This is a genomic window from Nocardioides islandensis, from assembly GCF_015352455.1.
Taxonomy (GTDB): domain Bacteria; phylum Actinomycetota; class Actinomycetes; order Propionibacteriales; family Nocardioidaceae; genus Nocardioides; species Nocardioides islandensis.
On record NZ_JADKPN010000020.1, the window covers coordinates 54725 to 66346 of the forward strand.

Genomic DNA, 11622 nt, shown 5'->3' on the forward strand with positions numbered 1-11622 from the left:
CCGGTGCGCGCTCTCCTCACCTTCGTCGGCGGGTCCGGCCACCTCGACCCGCTGCTGCCGGTGGCTCGTGCGCTGGCGGCGGCCGGGCACGAGGTGGCAGTCGCCGGGTCCGGTGGCCCGGTGGCGCGCGTCGCGGCGGAGGGCCTTACGGCGCTGCCGACCAGCGCACCGAGACCGCCGGCGGCGCCGACCACGGGGCCGACCACGGGGCCGACCACGGAGCGGATCCCCGTCGTGCCGGTGGACCGGCACGCCACGGAGGTGGAGTTCGCCGAGAACTTCGCGGGCAAGGCCACCCGGCGGCACGTCGTCGCGGTGGCCGAGCACCTCCGGGCCTGGCGGCCCGACGTCGTCGTCCGCGACGAGACGGACTTCGGCACCGCGATGGCCGCCGAGGCCGCCGGCGTGCCCTGCGCGACCCACCTCGTGCTGGCCGCGGGCACGCTGCCCCGCCCCGAGCTGGTCGTCCCGGTGCTGGAGGCGATCCGCGACGAGCAGGGCCTCCCGCCGGATCCCTCCCTGGCGACCCTCGGGCGGGACCTCGTCCTCTCGCCCTTCCCGCCGTCGTTCCGCCACCCGTCGGCACCGCTGCCGGACACCGCCCTCCCGTACCGCCCGCGTCCGGTGGTCCCGGAGGCGAACGGTCGCTCGGTGTACGTCACGCTGGGGACGATCTTCAACGGCGAGTCGATCGACCTCTTCGACCGCCTGCTGGCCGGGCTGGCCGACGTCCCCGCCGACGTGCTCGTCACCGTGGGACGCGAGCTCGATCCGGCGGTACTCGGGCCTCAGCCCGGTCACGTCCGGGTCGAGCGGTACGTCCCGCAGGTCGACGTGCTGCCCGGCTGCGCGCTGGTCGTCTCGCACGGCGGCTCCGGCAGCCTCATGGGCGCGCTCGAGCACGGGCTGCCGTCGGTGCTCACCCCGCTCGGTGCCGACCAGCCCCACAACGCCGCGCGCGCCGCCGAGCTCGGCCTGGCTCGCGTCCTGGACGCCGCGACGGTCACGCCGGCGGAGGTGACCGCGGCCGTGACGGCTGCCCTGCAGGACGAGCACGCCCGCGAGCGGGCGCGGACCGTCCGGGCGGAGATCGACGCCCTGCCGGGCCTCGACGCCGTCGTCCCCCGACTGGAGGCACTCGCCGGTCACTAGGGTGGGGTTTCGACGCGCCGGTGGCGACCTCGCAAGCTCGGTCGCCCGGCTTGCTCTACCTGGCTCCCACCTATCCGCGCACTCCTCCGTCGTGCGCGGATAGGGTCGCACACATGTCACAGCGGCTGGTCCACATCGTCGACGAGGTCCCCGAGCTCGACGACTCCGACCTCGCCGCGCTGACCATGGTGCTGGTGCTCGACGGGTTCCTGGACGCCGGCAGCGCGGCCGCCCGCGCGGCCCGGCACCTCGTCGACCTGTCCGACGGTCCGGTCGTGGCGACGTTCGACGTCGACGAGCTGCACGACTACCGCGCGCGCCGGCCGGCAATGTCCTTCGTGCGCGACCACTACGAGTCCTACGACGCGCCGCGGCTGGTCGTCCGGGTGCTCCGCGACACCGGCGGCACGCCGTACCTCTTGCTGCACGGCCCGGAGCCCGACGTGCGCTGGGAGGGGTTCGCGGTCGGCGTGCGCGAGGTGGTGGAGCGCTTCGGCGTCACGCGTGTGGTCAGCATGGGCGCCGTGCCGATGGCCGTGCCGCACACGCGGCCGATCGCGATCACCCAGCACGCCAACAACGTCGAGCTGATCACCGGCGACAGCCGGTGGCGCGGCGAGCTGCGCATCCCGTCCAGCGCCCAGGCGCTGCTCGAGGTCCGGCTGGGGGAGTGGGGCCACGACGCGCTCGGGTTCGTCGCGCACATCCCGCACTACCTCGCCCAGCTGGAGTACCCGCGGGCGTCCGCCGCCCTGCTCGAGCACGTCGAGCGGGCCGGCCGCCTCACCATCGACCTCTCCGTCCTGCGCGAGGAGGCCGAGGAGCGGGAGGCCGAGATCACCCGGTACCTCGCCGCCAACGAGGAGGTCGGCGAGGTCGTCACCGCGCTGGAGCAGCAGTACGACGCGTTCACCCGCGCCGAGGAGAGCGGCAGCAGCCTGCTGGCCGGCGACCAGCCGCTGCCCACCGGCGAGGAGATCGGCCAGCAGTTCGAGCAGTTCCTGGCGGGGTTGGACCGACCGGACAACCCGAACGACAACTGACGGGAGCCCCATGCCCGCCTCGTCCGACGAGCTCGTCGAGCTGCTCGACCTGGAGAGCCTCGACGTCGACCTGTTCCGCGGCCGCCAGCCCGACACCGAGCGCCAGCGCGTCTTCGGCGGTCAGGTGGCGGCGCAGGCCCTGATCGCCGGGATCCGCACCACCGACGACGACCTGCACGTGCACTCGCTGCACTCCTACTTCCTGCGGCCCGGTGACACGGCGGTGCCGATCATCTACGACGTCGAGCGGCTGCGCGACGGTCGCTCGTTCTCCACACGGCGCATCGTCGCGCGTCAGCACGGCCACCCGATCTACTTCATGACCGCGAACTTCCAGCGGCTCGAGGAGGGGTTCGAGCACCAGGACGCCATGCCCGCGGTCTCGGGAGGTCCGGACGCGGGCATCGAGTTCGCCACGCTCGCCGCCGGACGCGGCGGGACCTCGGAGAGCTTCGCCCGCGAGTGGGCCGCCCTCGACGTGAGGTACCTGGCCAACTCCGACCACAACCTCACCGACGACCCGTCCCGCCCTGCACGCGCCCAGCTGTGGATCCGCGTCAACGGGCGGCTGTCGGACGACCCCGCCGAGCACCTGGCCACGTTCACCTACGCCAGCGACATGACGCTGCTCGGCGCCACCCTGGTCGGACACGGCGTCACCATCGGCGACCCCCGCCTCCAGCCGGCGTCGCTGGACCACTCGATCTGGTTCCACCGGCCCTTCCGGGCCGACGAGTGGTGGCTCTACGACCAGTGGTCGCCGTCCGCCTCCGGCGCGCGGGGCCTGGCCCTGGCCCGCGTCTTCACCGAGGACGGCACTCTCGTCGCCACGGTGGCCCAGGAGGGGCTCATCCGCATGCGCGGCTGAGCGTGGCTGAGCGTCCAAGCTGGTCGAGCCCCGAGGCGGGCGAAACCACTGAAAACGCCTCCAATAGCACTACACCGTTGTAGTTTCGTGACAGACACGCCGAAGCGTGGTTACGGTTGAGCGCTGGTGTGGCGCATGTGGCTCGAGTGACTCGTGCGGGACCGGCATCCTCCGCTCCCGGACCCCCGCCGACTAGGTGTCACATGAGACTTCCCCGCCCCCTCCTCGCCGCCGCGAGCCTTGCCGCCGTCGGCGCGATCGTCGCCACCGCGTCGCCCGCCGGCGCGGCTCCGCTGACGGCGTACGAGATGCCGTTCCCGTGCAGCGAGTCGTGGACGGGGACCACCAGGCCCGGCCACAGCCCGAGCGTCTACTCGGTCGACTGGAACCGGCCCGACGACATCGACGACGCCGTCGTGGCCGCGGCGGCGGGGGTGGTGACCACGGCGGTGCCGGACGGCACGCGCAGCTACGGGCGGTACGTCGTCATCGACCACGGCAACGGCGAGTCGAGCCTCTACGCGCACCTGTCCACGGTCACCGTCGGCGTCGGCCAGATGGTCGACCAGGGCAGCCTCATCGGCACCGTCGGGCAGACCGGGAATGCGAGCGGGCCGCACCTGCACTTCGAGGAGCGGCTCAACGGCAAGGACGTCGAACCGTTCTTCCACGGCGCCCAGTTCGCGTTCGGCGCCACGCAGCAGTCCCAGAACTGCCCGGACGTCCCGCTGGCCGCCAACTTCACCGGCGACGGGATCGCCGAGCTCGCGGTGTTCAACCGGTCGAACGCGACCTTCCAGATCAACGACCCGGCTGGTCCTGCGTACGTCCCCTTCGGTGTCGGCACCGACACCCCCGTCGTCGGCGACTGGGACGGGGACGGGTTCGCCAACCTGGGCGTGCGCCGGTCCTCGACCCGCTCGTTCTTCCTGGACACCCCCACCGGCACCGTCGAGCTGACGATGGGCAACCGCAGCGACATCCCGGTGGCCGGTGACTGGAACGGCGACCACCTCTGGGACGTCGGTGTCCGCAAGGCCGACAGCAACGTGTTCCGGCTGCGCAAGCCCGACGGCCACAGCTACCCGGTGCGCCTCGGCAAGGCCGGCGACATCCCCGTCACCGGCGACTGGAACGGCGACGGCACCACCGACCTCGGCGTCTACGACATCACCAAGGCCCGGTTCACGCTGCGCCTCCAGGACGCCAACGGCCTCGTCTGGCTCACCCGCGTCACGTACGGCGCCCCCGGCGACCTCCCGGTGGCCGGCGACTGGGACGGCAACGGCCGCACCGACCTCGGCGTCTGGCGCCCCGGCACGGCGCAGTTCTTCCAGCGCGTCGCCGCCTCGCCGATGGCACCGATCAGCCGGCAGGTCACCCGGACCTACGGCACCCCTCGCAGCTAGGCCGAGTCCTCGGCGCGGACCGCCCGGCCCTGCAGGTGCGGCGCGCCCGACCTGGGGTCGGACAGCGCGAAAGCGTACCCGGTGTCGGTCGGCTTGCTGCCGAAGGCGACCCTGCCCGGGAGGAAGACCGGCTTCTTGAACGCCACCTCGACGGTGACGGCGTCGGGGAGCCGGTTCTCCAGGGCGGCCACGCAGCGCGCCTTGGTCCACATGCCGTGGGCGATCTGCCGCTTGAAGCCCAGTGCCCTGGCGGTGAGCGCGTAGAGGTGGATCGGGTTGCGGTCGCCCGACACCGCGGCGTACCGGCGTCCCAGGTCGCCGGGCAGGGACCACGTGACGCCGGAGGTCTCGACCTCGTCGAAGACCGGTCCGGACGGCGCGCCGGCGGATCCCGGGTCGCCGGCCGGGCCGCGCCGCAGGTAGGTCGAGCGCGCCTCCCAGACGAGCTCGCCGGCGCTGGTCACCTCGGTGACGAAGTCGACGGTGCGGCCCTTGGCGTGCGGCTGGAGGTTCTCCGGCCGCACGCCGACCTCGACCGTCTCACCGATCGCGATCGCGCGGTGCGCGGTGATCGCGTTGGTCAGGTGCAGGCTGCCCATCGCCGGGAACGGGTACCCCGGGTCCGTCATCACCTGCAGGTGCAACGGGAACCCCAGGACGTGCGGGTAGGTCAGCGGGACGGTGTCCTTCTCGGGAAAGCCGCACACCGCGGCGTACGCCGTGACGTGCTCGCGCCGGATCTCCAGCGGCGGCCGGGTGCGGGCGAGACCGGCGAGGTCGCCGCTGCCGGTCTTGCGGATGCCGGGGAGGAGGTTCACCACCGGGAGGGCCGGCAGGGCCGCGCGCACCAGCAGGCCGATGCCCGCGTCGACCCCGGTCGTGTGTCCGGTCGCCTGTCCCGTCATCAGGCGCCCAGCATCATCTGGCCGCAGACGCGCACGACGTTGCCGTTGACGGCGGTCGAGCCGGGGCTGGCGAACCAGGCGATGGTCTCGGCGACGTCCACGGGCAGGCCGCCCTGGCTCATCGCGTTGAGCCGGCGGCCGACCTCGCGGGTGGCCAGCGGCACGGCCGCGGTCATCTGGGTCTCGATGAACCCCGGTGCCACGGCGTTCACGGTGATCCCGTCGGGCAGGTCGTCCTTGAGGGAGTCCACGAGGCCGATGACGCCGGCCTTGGAGGTCGCGTAGTTGGTCTGGCCGACGTTGCCCGCGATACCGGCGATGGAGGCCACGCCGATGATCCGGCCGTTGGCCCTGATGGCCTTCTGCTCCAGGAGCTCGCGGCTGATGCGCTCCGGGGCGGTGAGGTTGACGCCGATCACCGACTCCCAGCGGTCCTCGGACATGTTGGCCAGCTTCTTGTCGCGGGTGATGCCGGCGTTGTGCACGACGACGTCGACCCCGCCGTGCTCGGTCAGGACCTGCTGGGCGATCCGCTGCGGCGCGTCCTTCGCGGTGATGTCCAGGGCCAGGTAGTCGCCCTCGAGCTCGTTGGTCAGCTTCACGAGGGCGTCGGCGGCCTGAGGGACGTCGACGCCGATCACCGTCGCGCCGTCGCGGTGCAGCACGCGGGCGATCTGCTCGCCGATGCCGCGGCTCGCGCCGGTGACCAGGGCGACCTTGCCCACGAGCGGGCGCAGCCAGTCGTCGACGTCGCCCGCGTGAGCGTGCTCGGGCGTGGTGCCGATGCGCACGACCTGGCCGGAGACGTACGCCGACTTCGGCGACAGCAGGAACGCCAGGGTGCTGAGGAGCGCTCCCTCGGCACCCTGGGCGACGTAGACGAGCTGGACGGTCCCTCCGCGGCCGACCTCCTTGCCGAGCGACCGGGTGAAGCCCTCGAGCGCGCGCTGCGCGACGCGCTCGGGCCCGCCGACCGTCTCGGGAGGAGTGCCGATGACGACCAGCCGGGGGCAGGCCTCCAGGCTGCGCATCAGCGGGCCGAAGAAGTCCCGGAGCGCGCCGAGCTGGGAGGAGTCGGTGAGGCCGGTCGCGTCGAAGACCAGCCCGCGGTACCGGCTCTCGGGGTCGGCCGCCCGCGAGCCGAAGACGTCCAGCCGGTCGAGGAGCCCCGGCAGCGACTCGGCGAGCCGTCCGGTCCCGCCCGTGAGCACCGTGCCCGTGACGAGCGGGTCGCCCGCGGCGTACCGGAGCAGCGGCACCGGCGCCGGCAGACCCAGGTTCTTGGCGAGGAACCTGCCGATGGGGGACTGCACGAAGTCCTGGTAGCGATCGGTCACGACGATGTTGTAACTCCCTGTGACACTCAGAGTCCACCTTTCGTGATCTCCCCCTCACCCGGTTGGCTGGCGAGGGCTGCTCGACCACGATAGACACATGAGCACCGCACCCCGGAAGGTCGCCGTCCTGGGCGGCAACCGCATCCCGTTCGCCCGGTCGAACGGCGCGTACGCCGACGCGTCGAACCAGGACATGCTGACCGCCGCCCTCGACGGCCTGGTCTCCCGCTTCGGACTCGATGGGGAGCGCGTGGGCGAGGTCGTCGCCGGCGCCGTCCTCAAGCACGCCCGCGACTTCAACCTGGTGCGCGAGAGCGTGCTCGGCTCGAAGCTCGCTCCCGAGACGCCCGCGACCGACATCCAGCAGGCCTGCGGCACCGGGTTGCAGGCGACCATCCAGGTCGCCAACAAGATCGCCCTCGGCCAGATCGAGGTGGGCATCGCCGGCGGCACCGACACGACGTCCGACGCACCCGTCGCCATCAGCGACGCGCTGCGCAAGAAGCTGGTGCGCGTCAACAGCGCCCGCGACATGCGTGCCCGGCTGACCGCCCTGGGACAGATCCGGCCGGGCGACATCGGGCTCGACATCCCCAAGAACGGCGAGCCGCGCACGGGCCTGTCGATGGGCGAGCACGCCGCCCTGACCGCGCTCGAGTGGAAGATCGGCCGCGTCGAGCAGGACGAGCTCGCCGTCGCGTCGCACCAGCACCTGGCGGCGGCGTACGACGCGGGCTTCCTCGACGACCAGGTGACGCCGTTCCGCGGCCTGGAGCGCGACCAGAACCTCCGGCCCGACTCCTCGATGGAGCGGCTCGGGCAGCTGAAGCCGGTCTTCGGACGCGGCGAGGCCGCCACCATGACCGCCGGCAACTCGACCCCGCTCACCGACGGCGCCTCGACCGTCCTGCTGGGCTCGGAGGACTGGGCGTCGTCACGGGACCTGGAGCCGCTGGCCTTCGTGCGCGCCTCCGAGACCGCGGCCGTCGACTACGTGCACGGCGGCGAGGGGCTGCTGATGGCCCCGGCGTACGCCGTCGCCCGGATGCTCGACCGCGAGGGGCTGTCGCTCCAGGACTTCGACTTCTACGAGATCCACGAGGCGTTCGCCTCGCAGGTGCTCTCGACCCTCAAGGCCTGGGAGGACCCGGTGTTCTGCAAGGAGCGGCTCGGCCTGGACAACCCGCTCGGCCCGATCGACCGCTCGCGGCTCAACGTCAACGGCTCGTCGCTGGCGGCCGGCCACCCCTTCGCCGCAACCGGCGGGCGGATCGTCAACGTGGCCGCCAAGCTGCTCGCCCAGCAGGGCTCCGGCCGGGCGCTGATCTCGATCTGCGCGGCCGGTGGCCAGGGCGTGGTCGCCATCCTCGAACGCTGATCGCGACCACACCGACCAGTTCCGCGCTCCTCGCGGATCACACCTGACGAGGGGCGGCCTCCTGAGCCGCTCCCGTCGAGGTCACGAGGAGTGGGGATGGACGAGAAGGGACGGCTCCGGTGGGTCGTCGCGCTCACGGCGGTCGGGTCGTTCATGGCGGCGTTGGACACCCTGGTGGTGGCCTCCGCGCTGAGCACGATCCGTCACGACCTGGGCGCGTCGCTGGCCGACCTGGAGTGGACGGTGAACGCGTACAACCTGAGCTTCGCGGTGCTGCTGGTACCGGCCGCGGTGCTCGGGGACCGGTGGGGGCGGGCGCGGACGTACGCCGCGGGGCTGGTGGTGTTCGCCCTGGCGTCGGCCGGCTGCGCGCTGTCGGGCGGCGCGGGCGCGCTGGTCTCCATGCGCGTGGTGCAGGGTGTCGGCGCGGCGATGGTGATGACGCTGGGTCTGGCCCTCCTGACGTCGGCGTTCCCCGCCGAGAGGCGCGGCGCCGCCCTGGGTCTGTTCAGCGCCGTGACGGGGCTCGCGGTGGCCAGCGGGCCGCTCGTGGGCGGGGCGGTCGTGGACGGCCTCGCGTGGCAGTGGATCTTCTGGCTGAACGTCCCGGTCGGGCTGCTGGCCGCCCCGCTGGTGCTGCGCCTGGTGCCCGAGGCGAGGTCGTCGCAGAGCCGGCTCGACGTGCCGGGGGTCGTGCTCCTGGCCGCGGGCGTGCTGGGCGTCGTGTGGGCCCTGGTGCGCGGCGGGTCGTCGGGATGGACCAGCGCCGAGGTGGTGGGGGCCGCGCTCGGTGCCCTCGCCGTGCTGGTCGGGTTCGCGTGGTGGGAGGGCCGGGCGGCAGCGCCCCTGCTCCCGCCCCGGCTGCTCCGCGTGCGAGGGTTCGCGGCCGGCAACGTCGCCATCGCGTGCACGTTCGCAGCCCTGTTCTCGGCCGTCTTCTTCTACGGCCAGCTGCTCCAGGTGGTCTCGGGTCAGTCGCCCCTCGACGCGGGGCTCCGGCTGATGGCGTGGACGGGCACCTTCCTCGTGGTCGCCCCGGCGGCCGGTGCGCTGGCCGACCGCATCGGTGAGCGGCCGCTCGTCACGGTCGGACTGACGCTGCAGGCGGCCGCGATGCTCTGGTTCGGACTGACGGTCGGCACCGACCTGGCCTACCTCGACACCCTGGGTCCGTTCGTGCTCGGCGGCATCGGGGTCTCCCTCGCCATCCCGTGCGGGCAGAGCGCCGTGGTGGCCGCCGTGGCCGACCGGGACGTCGCGACGGCGTCGGGCGTCAACGCCACGATGCGCGAGCTGGGCGGGGTGCTCGGCATTGCCGTGACGGTCGCCGTCTTCGGCACCGTCGGCGGATACGCCGGCCCCGCCGACTTCGTCGACGGCTTCCGTGGTGCCGTCCTGGCGGCGGCCGCGCTGTCGGCCCTGGGTGCCGTCGCCGGTGCCTTGCTGCCCGCGCGCCGTCCCGGAGCGGTGGCGCAGGTGCCGGCCGTCGCCGGCGTGAGCGAGGCGGTGGCGGCATGAGCGCCCGGATGGTGACCTACCGGGTCAAGGACGGGCGCGGGGAGGAGAACGCGGCGTACGTTCGTGACGTGATGGCCGACCTCGAGGCACGCGCGGTCGAGGGCGTCGTCTACCGCGTCTACCTGCTCGAGGACGGCGTCACGTTCCTGCACCTGGCGCACGAGGAGGGTGACGGAGGAGCGCTGCAGGTCTCCGAGGCCTTCCAGCGGTTCACCGCGACGCTGGTCGAGGACCGCTGCGCGGACCAGCCCGTGCTCCAACCCGTGACGCTGGTGGGGAGCTACGGGGCGTGACCACGCGGTCGGAGGACTTCGCCGCAGAGGTGGCGCCGCTGCGAGCCGGGCTGCTGCTGCACTGCTACCGGATGCTCGGCTCGTCCCACGACGCGGAGGACGCCGTGCAGGAGACGTTGCTGCGCGGGTGGCGGGGGATCGAGAGGTTCGAGGGCCGTAGCGCGCTGCGGACGTGGCTCTACTCGGTGGCCACCAACGTCTGCCTGCGGGAGATCGAGCGGCGCGGGCGACGGCTGGTCCCGATGGATCTGGGGCCGGCCGCCGACCCGGCCGACGGGCTGGCGGCGCCGCTGGTGGAGACCGTCTGGCTCGGGCCCCTTCCGGACGCCGGGATCTCGTGGCAGTCCGCCCCGGCCGACGCGGTGTACGAGCAGCGGGAGTCGGTGGAGCTGGCCTTCGTGGTCGCGCTCCAGCGACTGCCCGCGCTCCAGCGGGCGGTCCTGGTGCTGCGCGACGTGCTCGCGTTCACGGCCGCCGAGACCGCCGAGGTCCTGGACACGACCGTCGACTCGGTGACCAGTGCCCTGGCGCGGGCGCGAGGGTCGTTGCGGTCCTCGCTCCCCGAGCGGAGCCAGCAGGAGGTGCTGCGTGAGGTCGGTGACCGTCAGGTGCGGGCCACGGTGGCGGCGTTCGTCGCGGCCTGGGAGCGCAGCGACGTCGACGCCGTGGTGGCGCTGCTGGCCGACGACGTCGAGATGACGATGCCGCCGTTCGCCGAGTGGTACCGCGGGCGCGAGGACGTGGCGACGTTCCTGGCCCGCACCCCGCTGCGGCCGGGCCGGCGGTGGCGGCTCGCCCCCACGGGCGCCAACGCGCAGCCGGCGATCGCGTTCGCGGTCTGGGACGAGCAGGTCGGCGCGTACCTGAGCCACGGCCTGTCGCTGCTCACGTTCGGCGCCGGCGGCATCACGGCCTTCACCAGCTTCCTCAACCCCGAGCTGGTCCGGGCCGCGCCGTGACGGCGGACCGGGTCCGGGCCGGTCAGGCCGGCCGGACCTGGGCCAGCCGCCGGACGGCGTAGTCGTCCTTCCAGCAGACGGCGGCCTCCCACGCCGCAGCGGCCTGGGAGGCGACATCGAGCTCGTCGACGTCGAGGCCGGCGGCGTTGTGCGGCAGCGCCAGGTCGAGGGCCGGGACGTCGACTCGTGCCTCGTCCCAGTCGATCAGGGTGACCGTGTCCGCCGTGACTCGCACGTTGCCGGGGTTGTCGGGGTTGCCGTGGACGACGCACGTCGGCCGTCCGACGAGTCGGGCCCATGCCGCTCGGCAACGCTCGACGGCCTCCGCGGGCATCGCACCGAGGTCGATCTTCGTCCCCGTCCCGCTGTGCAGGAGGTCGGTGGAGGACCGCCAGCCCGGTCGCTGCGGCCAGCCCCGTGTCAGCTCGTGCAGCCGGCGCAGCGTGTCGGCCACCCGGCGCCAGTCGTCCTCGGTCGTCGGCGGTCCGCCCTCGACGTACGTCATCACCACCAGGCCGTCGGCGTACAGCCGCCCGTCGGTCGTCGGGATCGGCGCCGGGACGGGCAGGCCCTCCCGGTCGAGGTGCTGGAGGAGCGAGGTCTCCCACTGGAGGTCGGCGTCGCTCCTGGTGCCCAGACGAGCCACCGCGCGTCGACCGCCGAGGCGCACGCTCCACACGTCGTTCGCGGTGCCGCCGGTGAGCGGCTCGGTCCGAGCGGCGCCGTCACCCCACTGCTCGAGTGCCTCCCAGCCCACCGG

At 73.3% G+C, this 11622-nt stretch carries 11 protein-coding genes; 8 read left to right on the plus strand and 3 right to left on the minus strand.

The annotated features are described in order from the left end of the window. The first annotated feature begins 3 nt into the window (after window positions 1-3). The 4 genes from ISU07_RS22610 (at window position 4) to ISU07_RS22625 (ending at window position 4472) form a co-directional block, all read left to right on the plus strand. Window positions 4-1152: a glycosyltransferase gene (locus ISU07_RS22610; RefSeq protein ID WP_194709117.1), complete on the plus strand. Its 1149-nt coding sequence runs from the start codon at window positions 4-6 to the stop codon at window positions 1150-1152. 113 nt (window positions 1153-1265) lie between these two features. Then, on the plus strand, window positions 1266-2195 hold the full coding sequence (locus ISU07_RS22615) for a PAC2 family protein (RefSeq protein WP_194709118.1): 930 nt from the start codon (window positions 1266-1268) through the stop codon (window positions 2193-2195). 10 nt (window positions 2196-2205) lie between these two features. Continuing rightward, window positions 2206-3063 carry an acyl-CoA thioesterase gene (locus tag ISU07_RS22620; protein ID WP_194709119.1) on the plus strand — a complete coding sequence of 286 codons (858 nt, stop codon included), beginning with the start codon at window positions 2206-2208 and terminating at the stop codon, window positions 3061-3063. 203 nt (window positions 3064-3266) lie between these two features. Then, complete coding sequence (locus ISU07_RS22625; protein ID WP_194709120.1) at window positions 3267-4472, plus strand: M23 family metallopeptidase; 1206 nt, start codon at window positions 3267-3269, stop codon at window positions 4470-4472. Here the strand turns inward: ISU07_RS22625 and ISU07_RS22630 are convergent. Further along, complete coding sequence (locus ISU07_RS22630) at window positions 4469-5377, minus strand: MaoC family dehydratase (protein WP_194709121.1); 909 nt, start codon at window positions 5375-5377, stop codon at window positions 4469-4471. The two genes, ISU07_RS22625 and ISU07_RS22630, sit on opposite strands and share 4 nt — an antisense overlap. Continuing rightward, window positions 5377-6714: a 3-oxoacyl-ACP reductase gene (locus tag ISU07_RS22635; RefSeq protein WP_194709122.1), complete on the minus strand. Its 1338-nt coding sequence runs from the start codon at window positions 6712-6714 to the stop codon at window positions 5377-5379. The genes ISU07_RS22630 and ISU07_RS22635 overlap by 1 nt, the downstream gene beginning before the upstream one ends. 97 nt (window positions 6715-6811) lie before the next feature. On the opposite strand from ISU07_RS22635, the gene ISU07_RS22640 reads away from it, so the two are divergent. From ISU07_RS22640 to ISU07_RS22655, 4 genes are all read left to right on the plus strand, one after another. Next, entirely contained in the window at window positions 6812-8092 is a 1281-nt protein-coding gene (locus tag ISU07_RS22640) for an acetyl-CoA C-acetyltransferase (RefSeq protein ID WP_194709123.1), read from the plus strand. Between the two features lie 96 nt (window positions 8093-8188). After that, entirely contained in the window at window positions 8189-9610 is a 1422-nt protein-coding gene (locus tag ISU07_RS22645) for a DHA2 family efflux MFS transporter permease subunit (protein WP_194709124.1), read from the plus strand. Further along, complete coding sequence (locus tag ISU07_RS22650) at window positions 9607-9903, plus strand: hypothetical protein (RefSeq protein WP_194709125.1); 297 nt, start codon at window positions 9607-9609, stop codon at window positions 9901-9903. Before ISU07_RS22645 ends, ISU07_RS22650 begins: the two co-directional genes overlap by 4 nt. Beyond that, window positions 9900-10862: an RNA polymerase subunit sigma-70 gene (locus ISU07_RS22655; RefSeq protein WP_194709126.1), complete on the plus strand. Its 963-nt coding sequence runs from the start codon at window positions 9900-9902 to the stop codon at window positions 10860-10862. The genes ISU07_RS22650 and ISU07_RS22655 overlap by 4 nt, the downstream gene beginning before the upstream one ends. A gap of 22 nt (window positions 10863-10884) precedes the next feature. Here ISU07_RS22655 and ISU07_RS22660 read toward each other — a convergent pair whose 3' ends face one another. Continuing rightward, complete coding sequence (locus ISU07_RS22660; protein WP_194709127.1) at window positions 10885-11619, minus strand: phosphotransferase enzyme family protein; 735 nt, start codon at window positions 11617-11619, stop codon at window positions 10885-10887. Between the last annotated feature and the right edge of the window lie 3 nt (window positions 11620-11622).